General features: G+C 67.1%; 18 protein-coding genes. 9 read left to right on the forward strand and 9 right to left on the reverse strand.

Annotation, left to right across the window (positions count from 1 at the left end; genetic code table 11):
- Positions 1-503: 503 nt before the first annotated feature.
- The 4 genes from glmU (at position 504) to CAL13_RS00745 (ending at position 5,820) form a co-directional block, all read left to right on the forward strand.
- Complete coding sequence (glmU, locus tag CAL13_RS00730) at positions 504-1,877, forward strand: bifunctional UDP-N-acetylglucosamine diphosphorylase/glucosamine-1-phosphate N-acetyltransferase GlmU (RefSeq protein WP_086071205.1); 1,374 nt, start codon at positions 504-506, stop codon at positions 1,875-1,877.
- An 89-nt stretch (positions 1,878-1,966) separates the two neighbouring features.
- Positions 1,967-3,301, forward strand: coding sequence for an MFS transporter (locus CAL13_RS00735; RefSeq protein WP_232467807.1), 1,335 nt, complete (start codon positions 1,967-1,969; stop codon positions 3,299-3,301).
- A gap of 114 nt (positions 3,302-3,415) precedes the next feature.
- Positions 3,416-4,738, forward strand: coding sequence for a UDP-glucose dehydrogenase family protein (locus CAL13_RS00740; protein WP_086071207.1), 1,323 nt, complete (start codon positions 3,416-3,418; stop codon positions 4,736-4,738).
- On the forward strand, positions 4,735-5,820 hold the full coding sequence (locus tag CAL13_RS00745) for a glycosyltransferase family 4 protein (RefSeq protein ID WP_086055796.1): 1,086 nt from the start codon (positions 4,735-4,737) through the stop codon (positions 5,818-5,820). The genes CAL13_RS00740 and CAL13_RS00745 overlap by 4 nt, the downstream gene beginning before the upstream one ends.
- A 37-nt stretch (positions 5,821-5,857) precedes the next feature.
- Here the strand turns inward: CAL13_RS00745 and CAL13_RS00750 are convergent, their stop codons facing one another.
- Positions 5,858-6,343 carry an Lrp/AsnC family transcriptional regulator gene (locus CAL13_RS00750; RefSeq protein WP_086071208.1) on the reverse strand — a complete coding sequence of 162 codons (486 nt, stop codon included), beginning with the start codon at positions 6,341-6,343 and terminating at the stop codon, positions 5,858-5,860.
- A 155-nt stretch (positions 6,344-6,498) separates the two neighbouring features.
- Here CAL13_RS00750 and glmS point away from each other — a divergent pair, with 155 nt between their 5' ends.
- Positions 6,499-8,331 carry a glutamine--fructose-6-phosphate transaminase (isomerizing) gene (gene glmS, locus CAL13_RS00755; protein ID WP_086055798.1) on the forward strand — a complete coding sequence of 611 codons (1,833 nt, stop codon included), beginning with the start codon at positions 6,499-6,501 and terminating at the stop codon, positions 8,329-8,331.
- A 6-nt stretch (positions 8,332-8,337) separates the two neighbouring features.
- Here the strand turns inward: glmS and CAL13_RS00760 are convergent, their stop codons facing one another.
- Complete coding sequence (locus CAL13_RS00760; protein WP_157664767.1) at positions 8,338-8,913, reverse strand: class I SAM-dependent methyltransferase; 576 nt, start codon at positions 8,911-8,913, stop codon at positions 8,338-8,340.
- Positions 8,914-8,978: 65 nt separating this feature from the next.
- Here CAL13_RS00760 and CAL13_RS00765 point away from each other — a divergent pair, with 65 nt between their 5' ends.
- Entirely contained in the window at positions 8,979-10,085 is a 1,107-nt protein-coding gene (locus tag CAL13_RS00765; RefSeq protein WP_232467724.1) for a DUF2242 domain-containing protein, read from the forward strand.
- Positions 10,086-10,174: 89 nt separating this feature from the next.
- Positions 10,175-10,573, forward strand: coding sequence for a VOC family protein (locus tag CAL13_RS00770; protein WP_086055800.1), 399 nt, complete (start codon positions 10,175-10,177; stop codon positions 10,571-10,573).
- 16 nt (positions 10,574-10,589) lie between these two features.
- On the opposite strand, the gene CAL13_RS00775 is transcribed toward CAL13_RS00770, so the two are convergent.
- Both CAL13_RS00775 and CAL13_RS00780 read right to left on the reverse strand, forming a co-directional pair.
- The gene (locus CAL13_RS00775; RefSeq protein WP_086071210.1) at positions 10,590-11,177 is read right to left on the reverse strand and encodes an HdeD family acid-resistance protein; all 588 of its coding nucleotides are present in this window, start codon (positions 11,175-11,177) and stop codon (positions 10,590-10,592) included.
- A gap of 255 nt (positions 11,178-11,432) precedes the next feature.
- A complete protein-coding gene (locus CAL13_RS00780; protein ID WP_232467725.1) occupies positions 11,433-12,812 on the reverse strand; it encodes an MFS transporter in 1,380 nt (459 codons plus the stop codon).
- Positions 12,813-13,174: 362 nt separating this feature from the next.
- Here CAL13_RS00780 and CAL13_RS00785 point away from each other — a divergent pair, with 362 nt between their 5' ends.
- Complete coding sequence (locus CAL13_RS00785; protein WP_086071211.1) at positions 13,175-13,546, forward strand: DUF427 domain-containing protein; 372 nt, start codon at positions 13,175-13,177, stop codon at positions 13,544-13,546.
- Between the two features lie 68 nt (positions 13,547-13,614).
- Here CAL13_RS00785 and CAL13_RS00790 read toward each other — a convergent pair whose 3' ends face one another.
- Genes CAL13_RS00790 through CAL13_RS00810 form a run of 5 tightly spaced genes read right to left on the reverse strand, consistent with a single transcriptional unit; the run spans position 13,615 to position 18,093 of the window.
- The gene (locus tag CAL13_RS00790; RefSeq protein WP_086071212.1) at positions 13,615-14,484 is read right to left on the reverse strand and encodes an isocitrate lyase/PEP mutase family protein; all 870 of its coding nucleotides are present in this window, start codon (positions 14,482-14,484) and stop codon (positions 13,615-13,617) included.
- A 1-nt stretch (position 14,485) separates the two neighbouring features.
- Positions 14,486-15,013 carry a LeuD/DmdB family oxidoreductase small subunit gene (locus CAL13_RS00795; RefSeq protein WP_086071213.1) on the reverse strand — a complete coding sequence of 176 codons (528 nt, stop codon included), beginning with the start codon at positions 15,011-15,013 and terminating at the stop codon, positions 14,486-14,488.
- Positions 15,010-16,272 (reverse strand): 3-isopropylmalate dehydratase large subunit, encoded by a 1,263-nt coding sequence (locus CAL13_RS00800; protein WP_086055805.1) that lies wholly within the window; start codon positions 16,270-16,272, stop codon positions 15,010-15,012. Before CAL13_RS00800 ends, CAL13_RS00795 begins: the two co-directional genes overlap by 4 nt.
- Positions 16,273-16,322: 50 nt before the next feature.
- Positions 16,323-17,096, reverse strand: coding sequence for a GntR family transcriptional regulator (locus CAL13_RS00805; protein ID WP_086055806.1), 774 nt, complete (start codon positions 17,094-17,096; stop codon positions 16,323-16,325).
- 34 nt (positions 17,097-17,130) lie between these two features.
- Complete coding sequence (locus CAL13_RS00810; protein WP_086071214.1) at positions 17,131-18,093, reverse strand: tripartite tricarboxylate transporter substrate binding protein; 963 nt, start codon at positions 18,091-18,093, stop codon at positions 17,131-17,133.
- Between the two features lie 322 nt (positions 18,094-18,415).
- Here CAL13_RS00810 and CAL13_RS00815 point away from each other — a divergent pair, with 322 nt between their 5' ends.
- A complete protein-coding gene (locus CAL13_RS00815; RefSeq protein WP_086071215.1) occupies positions 18,416-19,645 on the forward strand; it encodes an MFS transporter in 1,230 nt (409 codons plus the stop codon).
- The last annotated feature ends 18 nt before the right edge of the window (positions 19,646-19,663 follow it).

Here is a 19,663-nt window from a genome sequence, read left to right on the forward strand (position 1 = left end):
CGGCAAGGAAGGCCGCGCGCAGGCGGCGTCGGGCGAGGCGGACGCCCCCGGCTCGTCCGCCGGGTCGGCGCAGGCGATCAGCCAGGCAGCCCAATCGGCATCCGAGGCGTGGTGGGGCATGCTGCAACAGCAGTTCAACCAGTTGGCCGCCGCCACGGCCGCCACGATGCCGGCCGGCGCCACACCGGCGCCATCGCCGGGCATGCCCGACCCAACGCAGGCCTCCGGGCAGAAGGCAACGCCGCAGGACGCGTCAGAAGCGGCCCAGCCGCCCAGCCGTTCCGGTTCGGCGAGCGCAACGCGGCGCGACACGGGCCGGGCCGCGTCCAAGCGGTCCCCATCCGGCGGCGCACAGACTGCCGCAGGCAAGTCCGCGTCAGCACGCAAGACGACGCCGCGTAAATCGGCCGTCAGGAAAAACAAAATACAATCGGACTCGGATCAGTCGTAAATCCCTTCCACCATGCGCCGCCCCAGAGGCGGCGCATTCTTGTCGAAATTCCATGCTGAACGTCGTCATACTCGCTGCAGGGCTGGGCAAGCGCATGCAATCCGACCTGCCCAAGGTGCTTCACACGCTGGCGGGCCGCCCCATGCTGGCCCACGTACTGGATAGCGCCCGGGCGCTGCATCCCGCCCGCATCGTCGTTGTGGTCGGGCACGGAGCCGAGCGGGTCAAGGCGGCTTTCCAGGGCGCCGCGGACGTGGCTTTCGCGCTTCAGCAGCCTCAGCAGGGTACGGGGCACGCCGTGGCGCAGGCCGTGCCTTTGCTGGCGGAAGGCGACGCCGACGACGCCACGCTGGTGCTGTATGGAGACGTGCCGCTGGTGCAGCCGGGTACGCTGGCGCGTCTGCTGGAGGCGCGCCAGGACGGCATGGCGGTCCTGACGGAAACACTGGGCGACCCGACAGGCTATGGGCGCATCGTGCGCGACGAGGCCGGCCGCATCCGTCGCATCGTGGAACACAAGGACGCCTCGGATGCGGAGCGCGCCATCGCCGAAGTGAACACCGGCATCCTGGTCGCCCCGACCCGTAAGCTGAAGGACTGGCTGACCCGCATCGATAACCGCAACGCCCAGGGCGAGTACTACCTGACCGACGTCGTGGGCCTGGCCGTGGCCGATGGCGTGCCGGTGGGCAGCGCCCAGCCGGCCGCCGGGTGGGAAACGCTGGGTGTGAACAGCCGGCTTCAGCAGGCGGAACTGGAACGCGTGTGGCAGCGCGAGCAGGCGCGACGGCTGTTGGAAGCCGGTGCGTCGATTGCCGACCCGGCCCGCTTCGATGTGCGCGGAGATCTCACCGTCGGCCGCGATGTCTTTATTGACGTCGGTTGCGTGTTCGAAGGCACGGTGGCGCTCGCGGACGGCGTGCGCATCGGGCCGCACTGCGTGCTGCGCAACGTGCGGGTTGGCGCCGGCACCGTCGTGGAGGCCTTCAGCCATCTCGAGGACGCCACGGTCGGCGCGGACGCGCGCATTGGTCCTTTCGCGCGCCTGCGGCCCGGCGCCGCGCTGGGCGACCGCACACACATCGGCAATTTCGTCGAAGTGAAGAACAGCGTGCTGGGCGAAGACAGCAAGGCCAACCATCTGGCCTACATCGGCGACGCCGACATCGGCGCGCGCGTGAACGTAGGCGCCGGCGCCATCACGTGCAATTACGATGGCGCCAACAAGCATCGGACCATCATCGAGGACGATGTGTTTATCGGGTCCGATTCGCAGTTGGTCGCGCCGGTGCGCGTCCAGCGCGGCGCCACCCTGGGCGCCGGCACCACGCTGACGCGTGACGCGCCGGCGGACAAGCTGACCATATCGCGGGTGCGCCAGACCACCATCGACAACTGGCAACGCCCGGTCAAGAAGAAGCCGTGAAGGATCAACGCAGCACGTCTCCGCAATCTCCCTCCGGCGCAAAGCCGGGCCCGAACCCGCAGGGCGGCGCCAAACCGGCGTATGACGGCTTGCCCGCGCCGCGCCGCTACTGGGCGGCGGGCGTGGTGCTGCTGGGTATCGGCCTGGCGGTGCTGGACAGCACGATTGCCAACGTGGCGCTGCCGACGATCGCCGCCGACCTGAACACCGACCCGGCCAGCGCCGTCTGGATCGTGAACGCCTACAGCGTGTCGGTGGTCATCATGCTGCTGCCACTGTCCGCTTTGGCCGAACGCGTGGGTTTCCGCCGCATGTTCGGCCTGGGTTTGGCGCTGTTCACCCTGGCTTCGCTCGGCTGTTCGATGGCCAATTCGCTGACGACTCTGACGCTGGCGCGCATGTTCCAGGGGGTTGGCGCGGCATCGCTGATGTGCATGTTCGGCGGGCTGGTGCGCAATATCTATCCGCTATCCAAGCTGGGCCGTGGCATCAGCATCAATGCCACCATGGTGGCGGTCATGTCCGTACTCGGGCCGACATTGGGCTCGGCGATCCTGTCCGTGGCGGACTGGCCCTGGATCTTCGCGGTGAACGTGCCCTTCGGGATTTTCGGCCTATTCCTGGTGCGCTTCCTGCCCGACGTGCCGCGCAACAACACGCGTTTCGATGTGATCAGCGCCCTGCTCTGCATGGTGGTGCTGGGCGTGTTCATCACCGGCATCGACAACCTGCATGCGGACTTCATCAGGGGAGCGGGCATGGTCGCGATTTCGGTGCTGGCGGGCATTCTGCTGGTGCGCCGGGCATCGCGGCAGACCGCGCCTTTGGTGCCGGTGGATCTGCTGCGCATTCAGCCCATCGCGTACGCCGTCGCGGCCTCCGCCGCCACCTTTGCCGCGCAGATGACCGCCTACGTCGCGCTGCCCTTTTACTTCCAGTCCGTGCTGGGCCGGCCCCATCTGGAAGTGGGCGTGCTGATGGCGGCATGGCCGGTCGCTACGGGGGTGGTCGCCCCATTCGCGGGGCGCATGTCCGACCGGTTTTCCGCCGCGTCGCTGAGCGGCATCGGCGCGGCTTGCATGGCGCTGGGGCTGATCTGGCTGGCGCTTTTGCCGCACACCGCTTCCAACGCCACGATAATCGCCGCCATGTTCGTTTGCGGACTTGGCTTCGGCTTCTTCCAGACGCCGAACAACCGGGCGATGATTTCCTCGGCGCCCCGCAACCGCAGCGGCGCCATCGGCGGCGTACAGGCCACCACGCGGGTCTTCGGCCAAAGCTTCGGCACGGCCCTGGTGGCCACGGCGTTCGGCATGGGCGGGCATCATGGCGCCCTGCTGGCCCTCGTCATGGGCGTGGTCTGCGCCATCGTGGCGGTGCTGGTCAATACGGTGCGTTTCTCCCGCCAGAAAACGTCCGCGTGACATCACGGCTCCGGCGCTGGCCGGTGGCGCGCCCGGGCCGGCTGGCGCCCCTCCTATAATGCCGCGGTACGCCGCGCGAGCCGCGCGGCCGACGCGTTAGGAAGGCGAGCAGCAATGAAAATTACCGTGGTCGGTACCGGCTATGTCGGTTTGGTGTCCGGCGCATGCCTGGCCGAGATGGGCAACAACGTCATGTGCCTGGACGTCGACGCCGCCAAGGTCGCCAGGCTGAAGCAGGGCGACATTCCCATCTATGAGCCCGGCCTGGAAGAACTGGTGCGCCGCAATGCGCAGGCCGGCCGCCTGCAGTTCACGGACGACGTGGCGCAAAGCGTGGCGCACGGCGACGTGCAATTCATCGCGGTCGGCACGCCGCCCGGTGAAGACGGGTCCGCCGACCTGCGCTACGTACTGGAAGCGGCCCGCAACATCGGCCGCCACATGACGTCGCGCAAGATCATCGTCGATAAATCGACCGTGCCGGTCGGCACCGCCGACAAAGTGCGCCAGGCGGTTGCCGAAGTGCTGGCCCAGCGCGGGGTGGATTTGCCCTTCAGTGTGGCGTCGAATCCCGAGTTCCTGAAGGAAGGCGCCGCCATCCAGGATTTCATGAGCCCGGACCGCGTCATCGTGGGCGCCGACGACGACTACACCATCGGCGTGATGCGCCGTATCTACGAGCCCTTCCAGCGCACGCACGACCGCCTGATGGTGATGGACGTGCGATCCGCCGAACTGACCAAATACGCCGCCAACGCGATGCTCGCCACGCGTATTTCCTTCATGAACGAGATGGCGAATCTGGCCGAAGTGCTGGGGGCGGACATCGAACAGGTGCGGCGCGGCATCGGCGCGGACCCTCGCATCGGTTATCAATTCCTGTATCCCGGCGCGGGGTATGGCGGGTCCTGCTTTCCCAAGGACGTGCAGGCGCTGATCCGCACCGCGGACGAACACGGACTGCCCATGCGCGTCATTCAAGCCGTCGAAAGCGCCAACGAGGCGCAGAAGTTCCGGCTGTCGGACAAGGTGGTCCGCCGCTTCGGCGAGGACCTGAGCGGACGCGTGTTCGCCTTGTGGGGCCTGGCCTTCAAGCCCAACACCGACGATATGCGCGAAGCGCCCAGCCTGACGCTGATCGCGGAATTGACGCGCCGCGGCGCGCGCGTGCGCGCCTATGATCCCGTTGCCATGCAGGAAGCGAAAAAAGTGCTGGCGGGCAATGCGCAGGTCGAGTTCGTGCCGGACATGTACAAGGCCGCCGAAGGCGCGGACGGACTGCTGCTGGTCACGGAATGGAAAGCCTTCCGTGCGCCGGACTTCGAACGGATCCGGGATCTGCTCAAGGCGCCCGTCATCCTGGACGGCCGCAACCAGTACAACGCGGGCGACCTGAAGGCGATGGGCTTCGATTACGAGGGCATCGGGCGCGCATGAGGATTCTGCAGCTCAACTTCGAAAAGGGCTGGCGCGGCGGCGAAAGGCAGACGCTGTACTGCATGCTGGCCTTTCGCGACGCCGGCCACGAGGTGGAACTCCTGGCGCGCGCCGGCGGCCCCCTGGCCCGGCGTGCTGCCGAGCAAGGATTCAAGGTTCACGCCGTCAGGCACGTGCCGGCGCAGATCGCCTTTCTGGCCGCCAGCGGGCGCCGCTACGACGTCATTCACGCGCAGACGGCAAACACGGTCACGTGGGCCGTACTGACCAAGGCGCTGCACGGGCGGCCGGTGGCCTTTTCGCGCCGCACGTCTTTCGTGGTGAAGCCGGACGAGGAATGGAAGACCGGCGGCAAGTGGCGCCGTGTGGACCTGTTCGTCGCCATCAGCGAGATGGCGGCGCGCGAGCCGCGCCGGCTGGGCATCGAGCCGGTGATCATCCGCAGCGCGGTGCTGCCCGCGCCCGTCGATACGGCGAATCTGGCCCGGCTGTCGTCGGAATTCAAGCGGCCCGGCAAGAAAATCATCGCTACCTCGGCGGCGCTGATCCATGACAAGGATCCGCTGACCATGATCCGGGCGGTGGCCGAGCTGGCGAAGACGCGCGTGGATTTCATCTTCGTGCATTTCGGCGCGGGCGGGAACAACGAAGCCCAGGCCCGCGCGCTGGTGACGGAACTCGGCCTGGAATCCATCTACCTGTTCGCGGGGTTTCGGCAGGGCGTCGAAGATTTCTACGCGGCGATGGACGTGTTCGCCATGAGTTCGCGCGAAGAAGCGCTGGGCAGCAGCGTGTTCGACGCCTTCCTGCATCGCGTGCCGGTGGTTTCCACGGACGCGGGCGGATTGAAGGAAAGCCTGGCCGATGGCCGCGGCATCCTGTGCCCCGTGGAAGATCACCACGCCCTGGCGCAGGGCATGGCGCGCCTGCTCGACGATGCGCCGCTGCGCGAAGCCGTAACGCAACGCGCCTACGACTACGTGCGGGCAGAGCACGACGTGCGCGCCATGGGCGACCGGTATCTCGCACAATTCGAGCGCTTGCTGCGCGAACGCGGCGAGATGCGCGGCCTCGGGGCCTGAGCCTGGGATGCGAGCGGCGGCCGCTCGCATGGGCCGGTCAATCGATGCGGATCCGCGTCTCGAACTTCGCCCGGTGTACCGAGAAGAACGTGCGCACGTTGCGTACGTTGGCCTGCGCTGTGAACGCGCGGTGCACCAAGGCGTGATAGGCCGGCATGTCCCTGACCTGCGCCACCAGCAGGAAATCGGGGCCGGGCGATACCCGGTAGCACTGCAGGATGGCGGGTTCTGCCTGCATCCGCGCCTCGAATTCGTCCAGCCGCTCGGCCGCCTGTACATCCAGCGTGATTTCGATCAGCGCCGTCAAGGCGCTGCCCAGCTTCGCCGCGTTCAGGATCGCCACCTGTTTCTCGATGACGCCCATTTCCGTGAGACGCCGCACGCGCCGCAGGCAGGTGGGCGGGGAGGCATGTACGCGCTGGGCAAGCTCCTGGTTCGTCAGCGCGGCGTCGGACTGGAGCTGGTCCAGGATGCGGCGGTCCAGGTCATCCAGCTCGGCCAATACGTCGGGCTCGGTTCGCATCGCAATATCCGTTCATTACAGTAGTCGTAGAGAAATATTACTTCAACAGGTCTTCTTGGTGGACTTTTGATTCACCAGCGGCCATAAAAAGAAATCCGATTTCTTTCCAGCCGCCGCACAATCCCCTCGTTCCCAGTCCATTTTGGAGCTTTCCCATGTGCGGCATTGTTGGCGCCGTCGCTCAGCGCGACATCACCCCCATCCTGGTCGAGGGCCTGCGGCGGCTGGAATACCGGGGCTACGACTCCTGCGGCGTGGCGGTTTACGCGGACGGCGAGCTGCGGCGCACCCGCAGCACCGAACGCGTGGCCGAGCTGTGCGAGCAAATCCAGCGCGACAAGCTGGCGGGCTTTACCGGCATTTCTCACACGCGCTGGGCGACCCATGGCGCGCCGGCCACGCATAACGCGCACCCCCATTTTTCCAGCTTCGGCAAGGACGCTCCGCGCATCGCGCTCGTCCACAACGGCATCATCGAAAACCATGATGAGCTGCGCGCCGAGCTGCAGGCCGCCGGCTACGTTTTCGAAAGCCAGACCGATACGGAAGTCATCGCGCATCTGGTCAATCACCTGTACGCCGGCGACCTCTTCGACGCCGTGCAACAGGCCGTGCGCCGGCTGACGGGCGCGTACGCCATCGCCGTTTTCTGCCGCGATGAACCGCATCGCGTCGTCGGCGCGCGGCAAGGTTCGCCGCTGGTCGTGGGCCTGGGGGAGAACGAAAACTTCCTGGCCTCGGACGCGCTCGCCCTGGCCGGGACCACCGATCGCATCATCTATCTGGAAGACGGCGACGTGGTCGACCTGCAATTGACGCGGGTGTGGATCGTGGATGAACAGGGCCGTGCCGTCGATCGCAAGGTCAATACCGTGCAGGTTCACACCGGCGCGGCCGAGCTGGGCCCGTACCGGCACTTCATGCAGAAGGAGATTTTCGAGCAGCCGCGCGCGGTGGGCGATACCTTGCAGGACATCGAGACGATCACGCCGGAACTGTTTGGCGATGGCGCGTATCGCGTCTTCAAGGATACGGAATCGGTGCTGATCCTGGCCTGCGGCACGAGCTACTACGCCGGCCTGACGGCGAAATACTGGATCGAGTCCCTGGCCAAGATACCGGTGGCCGTGGAGATCGCCAGCGAGTACCGGTATCGCGACAGCGTGCCGAATCCGCGCACGCTGGTGGTAACCATCTCGCAGTCGGGTGAAACCGCCGACACGCTTGCCGCGCTCAAGCATGCGCGCAGCCTGGGCATGGAAAACACGCTGACGATCTGCAACGTAGCGACCAGCGCGATGGTGCGCGAATGCAAGCTGGCCTTCATCACGCGCGCCGGCGTCGAAATCGGCGTGGCATCGACCAAGGCGTTCACGACGCAGCTCACGGCGCTGTTCATGCTGACGCTGGCGCTGGCGCAGACGCATGGCCGTCTGACGGACGAACAAGAGGCCGACCACATCAAGGCCTTGCGTCACCTGCCGGTGGCCATCGGCTCCGTGCTGGCGCTCGAACCGCAGATCATCGGCTGGGCGGAACGCTTCGCGAACAAGGAAAACGCGCTGTTCCTGGGGCGCGGTCTGCATTACCCGATTGCCCTGGAAGGCGCGTTGAAGCTGAAGGAGATCAGCTACATCCACGCCGAGGCGTACCCGGCCGGCGAGTTGAAGCACGGCCCGCTGGCCCTGGTGACCGAGCAGATGCCGGTGGTCACGATCGCGCCCAACGATACGCTGCTGGAGAAGCTGAAGTCCAACATGCAGGAAGTGCGCGCGCGCGGCGGCGAGCTGTATGTCTTCGCGGACGCCGACAGCCGCATCGCCAGCGGCAACGGCACGCACGTGATCCGGATGCCGGAACACTACGGGAAGCTGTCGCCCATCCTGCATACGGTGCCGCTGCAGCTGCTGGCCTATCACACGGCATGCGCACGCGGAACGGACGTGGACAAGCCGCGCAATCTGGCAAAGAGCGTGACGGTGGAATGACCGGTGTCAGGACGTCTGCTTGCGCCAGACGTCCAGCTGGAACAGTTCGTCTTGATGGCTGACCACCTTGGCGAGCCCGGGGATACGATCCACGTCGGCATGGATGTCCCGCGTGGATCGCGTCCGTTCCGGGAAGTCTTTGACGAAATGGCACATGACCCATTCCCCGCCCTGGTTCAGCGAAGCCGCGCATTGCGCCAGCAGCTGCGCGAGATCGTGCGGAGCCAGGTAGTAGGCCAGTTCCGATACGACGATCAGGTCCAGGCCGGCATCCTCTTGCGCCGGCCATTGCGCCGGCACTCGCGCCACGGCGACGCGCACGTTGGCCAAGCCTTCTTCCCGCACGGCCTGCTCCGTCAACAGCACGGCCGTGGGCGCCGCGTCGGCCGCTATCAGGTCGTCGCACCGCTGAGCCAGAACGCACGTCATGGCGCCGTTGCCGCATGCCAGCTCCAGGGCGCGGCCATAACGGGGTTGCGTCAGAGAACCGATGAGCAGGCCGCGCTTGCGCCGCTCGTACCAGTCCGTGCGCACCCGCCAGGGATCGGGACACTTGCGGTATATCGCTTCGCAATCGAGCATGGGGCGTCCCCTGGAAGTCGGCCGCCCGCATCGCAAGCGCTGTGCCCTTGCGCGCGGCTGCATGCATGGCGCAGCCTCATCGGCGTCTTGCGGCTTCCGGCATAATGTTCTGTCGTCCCTGGCGTGCATGCGGCCGGCCCGCGGCGCCGGGCCTGGCCTGTTTACCTGACGTTGGCGAAGCACTGATGGCACGTATGTCTTTTCACAAACGCGATGCGCAAATGCCGTCGTCGCAGCGGCGGCGCGAATCCGCCGACGGCCGTCCCGAGCGGCGTGCCGGTCCTGGCCGGCTTTCGGAAGGCCGGTGGCTGGCCGCTGTCCTGGCCGTTGCCGTGCTGGCGGGATGCTCGGGTTCGCGCAAGCCCGCCTATCCGGAATCGTTCAAGGAAACGGACACCTATTCCCGCAGCTTTCCGGCATCCGACGCCGCAACGTGCGAAGCGGCGCGGCGCGCGCTGCTGAGCCAGGGCTATACCATCGACAAGGCGCGCACGGATAGCGTCGATGGACAGAAGAACTTCCAGGACGAAGACGACAAGCACCAGGTCATTTCCTTTCACATCGTGTGCGCGTCCGACGGGCAGGAGGCGCCCACCACGACCGTGTTCGTCAATGCGGTGCAGGACCGCTATACGGTGAAGAAGGTCAGCAGTTCGGCTGGCGTGGGTCTGACTGTGCTGGGCTCGGTCTCGATGCCTTTCGGATCCTCGGACGATTCGCTGGCCAAGATCAGCAGCCAGACGATTGCCGACTCGGCGTTCTACGCCGGGTTTTTCGACCTGCTGCAGCGTTACCTGCCCAAGAGCGCGGAGGCGGCGCGCGAGGGCAAGACGCCGGCGCAGCAAGCCAAGGCTGACGGCAGATCACCGGCGGCCGGCGCCGCGCCGGAAAAGCCCGGCGCAGGCCCGGCACAGTCGGGCGCCGCACCGGCAGCGGAGGCGGCGACAGGCGCCAGCCCCGGCAGCAGCGCGAATGCTGGCGGCGGCGCGAATGCCGGCAGTGGGGCGAATCCTGGCAGTGGCGCCAGTCGCGGCACTGGCGCCGGCGCCGCCGCACCCGCTGCCGAGAGCACTGCGCCGGCGCCCAACGCCCCCGCCGCTGCGGCGCCCGATGGCGGAACGAACAATCCCCCGGCGCAAGACAGCCCAGGCGCCGTTCCCGTTTCGCAGTAACCGGCGCCGTCCCTGCCGCCGCTGCGCTTTTCCACAGATTCCGTCCCTGGCGACACCGGGGACTGGACGACACGACAGGAGGACCCGGCATGGCGACCCAGATCACCCCATTTCTGATGTTCCAGAACGGCGAGGCGGAAGCGGCGATGAACTTCTATGTCTCGCTGTTTCCCGATGGCGAGGTCGAGCAGATCAAGCACTACGAAGCCGGACAGGCCGGCCCGGAAGGTTCCGTGATGACCGCGGTGCTGCGCATCGCGGGACAGCGGATCGTCTGCTTCAACAGCCCGGTGCGCCACGACTTCGATTTCACGCCGGCCATTTCGCTTTTCGTGGAGTGCGCGTCGGAAAGCGAATTCGAGCGGCTGGCCGCTGCGCTGAGCGAAGACGGCCACATCCTGATGGCGCCCGACAATTACGGCTTCAGCCGCCGCTTCACCTGGGTGAACGACCGCTACAAGGTGTCGTGGCAGCTGAACCTGCCCTGACGGCGGCCGGCGGTTTTCAGGCCGCGGCGTGATCGAACGGCCGCGGGCCGCCGCGCCGGGCCTGGATGCCCATCGCCAGCAGCAGCACGCCGGTGACGATGGCGTAAAAGCTGATCAGCCAGACCAGCGCCATTGCGCCCGCGCCGGGGACCGCGATGGCGACCACGCCGAACAGGATGGAGACGATGCCGGCGAGCACCATGAGCCAGGTGTTGCGCACGACCGTACGGTGCCGGACCGCCAGCGCGATGTCCAGGACGCCTGCGACGATGGCATTCACGCCCATGATGAGGATCAAGGCCAACGCAGTAATCGCCGGCCAGACAATCGCGATCACGCCCGACGCGATGGCGACAAGGCCCAGCAGCACGATCAGCCACCCGTCGCGCATGGGTTGTCCGCCCCTTCGGGCGCGCCACGCGCCGGCGATTGCGGCGATACCGCTGAGCAGCGCATACGCGGCGAACAGCGAGACCAGAAGCAGAAGCGTCAGGGCCGGCCACATCAGGGCCAGCACGCCGAACAGAATGCCCACGATTCCGCGGATGACCAATACCCACCATGCTTGGCCCATCAGGTGGGGGTGGTCCGTTGGATGCGACATGGCTGTCTCCCAGGAGAAGTGGCGCCCGCGGGATCTCCGCTGGCGCGTTGGACGCGATCGCGCGGTTCCGGCATGCGCATCTTCCGCATGCTGAGCGCGCGAAGCCCCGCTTCCGCCTAATGGTATAGCCGTGGCCGGATGGGGAACAGCAGGCCGGATGGCACCCTATGGCTTGGCCGATACCTGCCCCGCCTGCTCGGAAGTGCCACGCGGTGTCGTGAATCGGGGCGGCGGCTTGCCGCCGCGCGCGTCACATCAATCGCCGCCGGCTTCCTGCGCGTCCATGCGCCGCAGCTCCTGCAGGGATGCGCGCGTGCCTGGAATTTTCGAACCGCGCAGCGAATGCCCGGCCGTTTCCACTACGTGCCGCAGGGCCCACGCGCCCACCAGGCACGCCGCCATCATGTAGTACGCCGGCACCATGCTGCTGCCGGTGCGCGCGATCAGCCATTCGTTGACGGCCGGCGCCGTGCCGCCGAAAAGCGACGTGGAAACGTTGTACGCGATGGCGAAACCGGCAAACCGCACGTGCGTGGGGAACATGGCGGGGAACGTGGCCGAGATCGTCGCCAGCTGCGGCACGTAGAGCAATCCCAGCACGGCGTAGCCCACGATGGCCCCGGCCAGGCCGGTCGCCATCAGGTGGAACATGGGGATGGCAAGCACGAAAAGCCCGATCAGCGATGCCCACCATACGGGCTTGCGGCCCACGCGGTCAGACAGACGCCCGATGAAGGGCAGGAAAACCATCATGAACAGCATGCCGATGATGGGAACGATCAGCGCCTCCTGCGTGCTCAGGCCCAGCTGGTTGGCGAAGTACGTCGGCGCGAAACTGAGCAGCGTGTAGTTCACCACGTTCAGCGCCACCACCAATCCGCCCAGCGACAGGACCTGGCGCTTGTAATCGGTGACCACGTCTTTGACGCTGCCCTTGTGCTCCTGTTCTTCGGCGTCGTTCAGGGCCGCCTCCGCTTCCTGGAAGACGGGCGTCTCTTTCAAGCGCGAGCGCAGGTAAAGGCCGATCATGCCCATGGGCAGGGCAAGAAAGAACGGGATGCGCCACCCCCACGCATGCATGGCGGCATCGTCCAGGCCGATGGAGAATCCAAGCATCAGCAGCGCGCCCAGCGAGAAGCCGCCCAAGGTCCCCAGTTCAAGGAAGCTGCCGCAGAAACCGCGCTGCTTGTCCGGCGCGTACTCCGCCATGAATGTGGCCGCACCGCCGTATTCGCCGCCGGTGGAGAAGCCCTGGACCATGCGCAGCAGGACCAGCAGCAGCGGCGCCCAGAATCCGATGTGCTCGTAGGGTGGAATCAAGCCGATCGCGACGGTGGCGCCCGACATGAGCAGGATGGTCAGCGCAAGAATCGTCTTGCGGCCCAGCTTGTCGCCCAGAGGACCCCAGAACAGGCCGCCGAAAGGCCGCACCAGGAACGAGATGGCGAACGTGGCCAGTGCGAACAACGTGGCCTGTTGCGTATCGCCGGGAAAGAAGGCCGCGGAAATATAGGACACGCCGTAAGCGTAGATGCCGTAGTCGAACCATTCCGTGGCGTTGCCGATCGCGGAGGCGGCGATGGCGCGGTTCAGTACGTGCTTGGGGGGCTGAGGTGTGGCTTTTGATATTGCCATCGAATCTCCTGTTGTTGTCATGGAATTCGCCGCAGGAGGCGCCGGCCGGCCGTACGATGCACGCAGAACGCGCGTATAGGTCCGGCCTGGGAAGGACAGGGTATCCACATGAAACAGGCGGTACAACTGCATTGCGCTTAAATTGCAAGGCAATGTTTCGGCCCTGTGCCGCTCGTCCACCCCCGTACCGGCCGCGCCATCGCGCGCGCCTTCTCCGGCACGCTAAGATTTTTTTACGCTTAATCCGGGCGGGCAGTCGTCAAACTTCATGCAAACGACGCCGGCCTTCCATGCGTCCGCAACGGACCTCACCTTGCGCCAGGCGCCGCGATATCGCGGTCTGGCGACCGATGGGAGCGTTTATGAAACCGATCAAAGTCCCCGGCCCCGATCATCCCATTTCGATACAGGGCAACCCGAATCGCGTCGTCGTATCGATCGCGGGGCAGGTGATCGCGGATACGCGAGGCGCATTGACGTTGCGCGAGGCGAACTACCCGCCCGTGCAATACATTCCGCGCGAGGATGTCGATATGTCGCGATTGCAGCGCACCGGCCACGCGACCTATTGTCCCTACAAGGGCGATTGCGCCTACTACAGCATTCCGGAGGGCGGAGAGCGGTCCGTCAACGCGGCGTGGAGCTATGAGCAGCCGCACCCCGCGATGGCGCGAATCGCGGGTTATCTCGCTTTTTATCCGGACCGCGTCGACCTGATCGACGAACGCGCCTGAGCGTGCACGCCGGTCGCGTCAGGGCAGGCCGTGGCGGCGAGCCCGCAGCAGCAGGGCATCGGCGCGCTTCATGACTGGTGCTCGTAGCGCTGGCCCAAGGCCAGCAGTTCGGGCGTGCCGATCAGCGCGTTGAGCTGATCGAAGTCCAGCATGCTTTCGCGCCACGGCGCCGTGGTGCCGTGCTCGTGCAGGCTGCCGTAGTAGCGTTGCAGCATGTGAGAGACGGCGCGCGCCGTCCCGCCGGGGAAGATGACGATGGCGAACCCCTTGGCGGCCAATTCGCGCGCGCTCTTCACCGGCGTCATCCCGCCTTCCACCATGTTCGCCAGCAGCGGCACGCGGCCGGCGAAACGGCGGCAGGCCGTTTCCATTTGCGCGTCGGTGCGCAGGGCCTCGACGAAGATCGCATCCACGCCGCATTCCAGGTATTGCTCCGCGCGGTCCAGCGCGGCATCCAGGCCTTCCACGGCAAGCGCGTCGGTGCGCGCCAGGATCAAGGTGTCGGCGCTGCCGCGCGCGTCCAGCGCGGCGCGCAGCTTGCCGCACATCTCGGCGGCCGGAACCACGTTCTTGCCCGCGAGGTGCCCGCATCGTTTCGGAAAGCCCTGGTCCTCCAGCTGGATCATCGCCGCGCCCGCGCGCTCGAAGCCGCGCACCGTGCGCTGCACGTTCAGCGCGTTGCCGAAGCCGGTGTCGCCGTCCACAATGACCGGGCACGAGACGCGTTCGGTGATGCGGGCAAGCGTCTGCTCGACTTCGGTATAGGTGGTAAGGCCGACATCGGAGCGGCCCAGACGCGTGTACGCGATGGAGGCGCCGGACAGGTACAGCGCATCGAAGCCCGACTGCTCGGCGATCAGCGCGGACAAGGCGTCGTAGACACCGGGCGCGAGCACGGTATGGCCGGCGGCGAGCTTCTGTTTCAGGGAATTCGGCATCTCATGCTCTCATCGGATTGGGTTTCAGCGTGCCGTCGGCCAGACGGCGCTTGAGCAGATTCAACAAGCCGCCGGCGTCCACCATGTCGCGCAGGAAGCCGGGGATGGGTTCGCAGGGCAAGGCCGCGCCATCGCCCGTGATGATGCGGTCCCCCAATAGATCGATGCGGATGCGCTCGCCTTCCTGGATGCGTTCGGCCTGGGGGCAGGTCAGCAGCAGCAAGCCGACATTGAACGCGTTGCGAAAGTAGAGGCCGCTGAAGCTTGGCGCGATGACGGCGCGCAGGCCCAGCGTCACCAGGGCCTGCGCGGCCTGTTCGCGTGAAGAACCGATGCCGAAGTTGGGGCCGGCAACGATGACGTCCCCAGGCTGCACCCCACCGGCAAAGTCGGGCCGCACGCGTTCCAGGCAGTGGCGCGCGATCTCGTCGATGCCGTACTTCATGTAGGCGCCGGGGGCCAGTTGATCGGTATCGACGTCGGCGCCCAGCCGCCAGACCCGATGCGAGGTTTGCGGATCGCGCGTCATTGCAGCATCTCCCGAGGATCGACAATGTGGCCCGCCACCGCGGCGGCCGCGACGGTATAGGGCGAGGCCAGGTAGACCTCGGCGGTGCGCGGCCCCATGCGGCCTTTGAAGTTGCGCGCCGTTGTTGCGATGACGTTGGCGCCTTCCGGTATCGAACCGCCGTAGCCCGAACAGGCGCCGCAGGAATTCGGCAGTACGGTCGCCCCGGCCTCCACCAGCGCAGCCATGACCCCTTCGCTTTCGGCCTGGCGCTGGTCGCGCGCGCTCGCGGGCGCGACCATCAAAGACACGCCCGCGGCGACGCGGCGGCCCTTCAGCACCCGCGCGGCGGCGCGCAGGTCCTCCAGCTTGGCGCCGGTGCAGGCGCCGATGTACGCCACCTGCATGGCGGTGCGGCCGTAGTCGCCGACGGGGCGCGAATTGGCGGGGCTGTGCGGCGCCGCGACGTGCGGGGCCAGGGACGCCGCGTCGAAGCGATAGCGTTCGGCGCAGGCGCCGGCGTCCGAATGCCAGGGCGCGATATCGACGCCCGGAACGCCGGCCGCCTCCAGCCAGGCCACGGTTTTCTCGTCGGGCGCGACCAGGCCCACTTGCGAGCCGATTTCCGCCGACATGTTCGACAGCGTCATGCGTTCCTGCATGGACAGCGCGCGCACCGCTTCGCCGCAGAACTCCATGGCCTGGTAGCGGCCGCCGTTCATCCCGAACCGGCCGATCATGTGCAGCATCATGTCCTTGGCGGTGACGCCGGGCGACAGCACGCCATCCCACTGCATCATCAGCGTTTCGGGCACGCGCACCCAGATCTCGCCGCTGGCCACCACGCCCAGCATCTCGGTGCTGCCCACGCCGAACATGTAGGCGCCGAAGGCCCCGCCGGTCGGCGAGTGCGAGTCGCCGCCGACGCAGAGCATGCCGGGACGGATGTGGCCGTGCTCGGGCACGACCACGTGGCAGATCCCCATCGAGTCATAGACGTGCGGCAAGGCTTGTTCGGCCGCCCATTCCCGCGCGATGCGCACGATCCTGCGCGATTCGTCGTCTGCCTCCGGCACGTAGTGATCCATGACCAGCACGACCTTATCGCGGTCCCAGATGCCGGTGCCCAGCGCCTCGAGCATGGGCTTGAGGCGGCGCGGGCCGCTGGAATCGTGGAACATCGCGAGATCGACCCGGCACGTCACGATGTCGCCGGGCGCTACGCTGGCGCGGCCGCTGGCGGCGGCGAGCAGCTTCTGGGCCAAGGTTTGGGCAGGCATGGAAACCTCTACAGGGTTGCGGGGGGCGTTCCCGCCGGATCATGGCCGGCTCAGGAGGCGGCCCGGCCGGCTGGCAGCCACACCGGCGTGCCGGCCGTCTCGTGCGCCGCCATGTCCAGCCGATACTCGAAACGGTCCGGGCGATAGCGGGCATCCAGGAACTCCACCGGCTGGCCGGCGGCGTCCCGGACCAGGCGCTTGATGTTCAACAGCGCCGAGGCGATGGGCACGCCCAGCGCCTCGGCGGCGGGCGGGTCCGCCAGCACCGCGGTCATGCTCTGTTCGGCGCCCGACACGCGCACCCCCAGTTCGCCGAAGATCTGCAGCAGCGGCTTGCTCGCCAGCGCCTTGCGTGGAATGCGCCGGCCGATCGCGTCGGGCACATAAGTCTTCAGATAGGAGAACGGCTCGCCCTGATGGCTTCTGACGCGGATGGACCGGTGCACGGGCGCGCCGGGCGCCACGCCAAGGCGCTCGGCCACCGCGGCCGGCGCCGGCTCCACGGAAAGCTCCAGCAGCTGCACCTGCGTCTGCATCCCCATGCGCTCCAGATGCGCGACGAGCGCGTCGATGCCGGCGCCATGAGGGCCGCCGGATGCGTCCGCGCGGGCCTGGGCGAAGGTGCCGCGCCCCTGGCGCCGCCAGATCAGCCCCTCTTCCGTCAGTGTCTCGAGCGCGCGGCGGACGGTCAGGCGCGAGACGCCGAACTCTTCCGCCAGCCCGTGCTCGCCCGGCAAAGGGACGTCGGCGTCGTAAACGCCATCCAGCAGGCGCTGGCGCAAAAGCAGATAAACCTTGTGGTAAAGCGGCAGGGGACTGTTCATGCCATCGGAATGCGTGGACGTTGACGGGAAGGGATCACTCGACCGTGGCGCCAGTGAACTTCACCACTTCCGCGTAGCGGTCGATGTCCTCGCTGACGAATTTCTTCAATTCGTCCGGCGTGCTGCTGACCGCCTGCGCCGACTCCTGTTCGAGCAGTCTCCGGAACTCGGGGGCAGCCACCGCCTTGCGGGCGGCGTCGTTCAGCGTCGCCAGTGTATCCGCGGGCAGGTTGGCGGGGCCGAACAGCGCGAACCAGGCGTTGGATTCGAAGCCCTTGATCGTGTCGCCGATGGGCGGGACCCCGGGCAGAGATTCGAGCGGTCTGGCGCTCGTGACGCCCAGCGCTTTCAAGGCCCCGCTCTTGACGTGCGGCATCACGTTGAGCGTGCTGCCGAACATCATGTCGACCTGTCCGCCCAGCAGATCCGTCACCGCGGGCGTGGTGCCTTTGTACGGCACGTTGACGATCTCCAGGCCGGCCATCATCTTCATCCGTTCGCCGGCCATGTGCAGGGACGAGCCGATGCCGCCCAGCGCCATCGTGTACTTGCCGGGATTGGCCTTGGCAAGCTTGATGAAGTCCGCCATGTTGGACGCCGGAAAATCCTTGCGCGCGACCAGCACGCTGGGCACGCTGGCCAGCATGCTGATGGGCGTGAAGTCCTTGCGCGGATCGAACGGCAGGTTCTTGTACAGCGTGGCGTTGATCGAGAAGCTGTTGAAGCTGACCAGCAGGGTGTTGCCGTCCGCAGCGCTCTTGGCCACGTAATCCGCGGCGATATTGCCGCCCGCGCCCGGACGGTTTTCGACGATGACGCTGCGTTTGAGCCGCTTGCTCATGCTGGCGCCGATGTTGCGCGCGACCGTATCGGTCGTGCCGCCGGGCGGCGCACCCACGACGAGTTTGATGGGACCGGACTGGGAAAAGGCAGGCAAGGCCACGGCGCCCAGGGCGAGAGCGGCGGCCAGCGCAAAGGCGCGGCGGGTGGGCTGCATGATGTCTCCTGTGTACTTGTACGTAGAAGCATACAAGTGCCTCTCGCCTTTGTCGAGCGCATCAAAACGCCCCCACCTCAAACCCTCCAGCGCCGCGACCGACCCTCCTCTTTCATGCGAGGCAAGTCCCCCCGGGGCGCCGCGGATCCGGCTCCGCCGGTCCGCAGGCGCGCCCCCTCGAGGGGGAAGCGCGGAGCGCTTCGGGGGTGGGCTTTCCTGGCAGGAATTGACGGTTCGTTGTCACCCGCGCAGCGGGGCTTGCCGATACGCTGCGATGGCAGGGTCGCCATGGTGGCGGCCCGCCCATGCACCGACCCGCACGATGTCCGCATTTCTCGATCAAGGGCGCCGCAACGCCGCCGTCCTGGCCATCTGCCAGGGCCTGTACACCTGTGCAATCTCCATCGACCTGACGCTGACCGGACTGACCGGCTATCAGCTGGCGCCGGACAAGGCGCTTGCCACGCTGCCTTTCGCCTTGATCACGGTGTCGGGCGCCGTCACGACCTGGTTTGCTTCTTTCCTGCTGCAACGCTGGGGACGGCGCGCCGGATTCGTGCTGGGCGCGCTGACGGGCGCGATGGGCGGACTGGTTTCCGTGTGGGCGGTGTTCCACGCCAATTTCTGGGTCTTTTGCGCGGGCACCGCCGCGGTGGGCGTATTCCAGTCCTTCGCCCAGTACTACCGGCTGGCCGCCGCCGACGCCGTGCCCGACAACGCCAAGGGCCGGGCCATCTCGCTGGTGCTTGCCGGCGGCGTGATCGCGGCCGTTGCCGGCCCCGCCCTGGCGTCGTGGAGCAAGGACCTGTTCCAGCCGGTGCTGTTTGCGGGCGCCTACCTGATGGTGGCCGTGCTGGGAGGCCTGTCGGCGCTGATCCTGCTGGCGGGCCTGCGGGAAGCGCCCGCCGCCGCCCGGAAGGATGGGTCGTCGCAGGCCGCAATGCCGGAAACGGCGCGGCCGCTCGGCGAGATCGTGCGGCAGCCGGTCTTCGTCGCCGCCGCGGCCAACAATGTGGTGGGCTCGGTGTCCATGATGGCGGTGATGACGGCCGCGCCACTGGCGGCGGTGGCCTGTTCGCACAGCATGGAGCAGGGCGCCGGCATCATCCAATGGCATCTGGTGGGCATGTATGCGCCCTCTTTCTTCGCCGGCGCTCTGATTGCGCGCATCGGGCTGGCGCCGGTGCTCTATGCCGGCATGGCGCTGAACGTCCTGAGCGCCGTGGCGGCAATGGCATCCACCGGTCTGGCGGCGTTTCACGTATCGCTCTTCGCGCTGGGCGTGGGCTGGAATTTCATGTTCGTGGGCGGCACCACCCTGCTTGCGCGCGCTTACCGTCCGTCCGAGCGCGCCGCCACGCAAGGCTGCGCGGAGCTATTGCGCTATGTCGCCACCGCCTGCGCCACCCTGGCCGCCGGACCGGCGCTGGAGCGCCTGGGCTGGTTCGCGCTGAATGCCGCCATGCTGCCGGTCATTGCGCTGGCCGCGGTCATGACGCTATGGTGGCACCTCGACGCGAGGCGCTTGCAGGCGCCTTGCGCCGCAGCCTGATGCGGACCAAACAATGAA

The sequence above is a fragment of the Bordetella genomosp. 9 genome (assembly GCF_002119725.1).
Taxonomy (GTDB): Bacteria; Pseudomonadota; Gammaproteobacteria; order Burkholderiales; family Burkholderiaceae_B; genus Bordetella_C.

Bases quoted from the DNA above. Each gene is read 5' to 3' on its own strand.
- CAL13_RS00815 (WP_086071215.1), top strand. From the start codon at position 18,416: ATGTCCGCATTTCTCGATCAAGGGCGCCGCAACGCCGCCGTCCTGGCC.
- CAL13_RS00745 (WP_086055796.1), top strand. From the start codon at position 4,735: ATGAGGATTCTGCAGCTCAACTTCGAAAAGGGCTGGCGCGGCGGCGAA.
- CAL13_RS00765 (WP_232467724.1), top strand. From the start codon at position 8,979: ATGGCGCAGCCTCATCGGCGTCTTGCGGCTTCCGGCATAATGTTCTGT.
- CAL13_RS00770 (WP_086055800.1), top strand. From the start codon at position 10,175: ATGGCGACCCAGATCACCCCATTTCTGATGTTCCAGAACGGCGAGGCG.
- CAL13_RS00800 (WP_086055805.1), bottom strand. From the start codon at position 16,272: ATGCCTGCCCAAACCTTGGCCCAGAAGCTGCTCGCCGCCGCCAGCGGC.
- CAL13_RS00795 (WP_086071213.1), bottom strand. From the start codon at position 15,013: ATGACGCGCGATCCGCAAACCTCGCATCGGGTCTGGCGGCTGGGCGCC.
- CAL13_RS00775 (WP_086071210.1), bottom strand. From the start codon at position 11,177: ATGTCGCATCCAACGGACCACCCCCACCTGATGGGCCAAGCATGGTGG.
- CAL13_RS00780 (WP_232467725.1), bottom strand. From the start codon at position 12,812: ATGGCAATATCAAAAGCCACACCTCAGCCCCCCAAGCACGTACTGAAC.
- CAL13_RS00750 (WP_086071208.1), bottom strand. From the start codon at position 6,343: ATGCGAACCGAGCCCGACGTATTGGCCGAGCTGGATGACCTGGACCGC.
- CAL13_RS00785 (WP_086071211.1), top strand. From the start codon at position 13,175: ATGAAACCGATCAAAGTCCCCGGCCCCGATCATCCCATTTCGATACAG.
- glmU (WP_086071205.1), top strand. From the start codon at position 504: ATGCTGAACGTCGTCATACTCGCTGCAGGGCTGGGCAAGCGCATGCAA.
- CAL13_RS00740 (WP_086071207.1), top strand. From the start codon at position 3,416: ATGAAAATTACCGTGGTCGGTACCGGCTATGTCGGTTTGGTGTCCGGC.
- CAL13_RS00805 (WP_086055806.1), bottom strand. From the start codon at position 17,096: ATGAACAGTCCCCTGCCGCTTTACCACAAGGTTTATCTGCTTTTGCGC.
- CAL13_RS00790 (WP_086071212.1), bottom strand. From the start codon at position 14,484: ATGCCGAATTCCCTGAAACAGAAGCTCGCCGCCGGCCATACCGTGCTC.
- CAL13_RS00760 (WP_157664767.1), bottom strand. From the start codon at position 8,913: ATGCTCGATTGCGAAGCGATATACCGCAAGTGTCCCGATCCCTGGCGG.
- glmS (WP_086055798.1), top strand. From the start codon at position 6,499: ATGTGCGGCATTGTTGGCGCCGTCGCTCAGCGCGACATCACCCCCATC.
- CAL13_RS00810 (WP_086071214.1), bottom strand. From the start codon at position 18,093: ATGCAGCCCACCCGCCGCGCCTTTGCGCTGGCCGCCGCTCTCGCCCTG.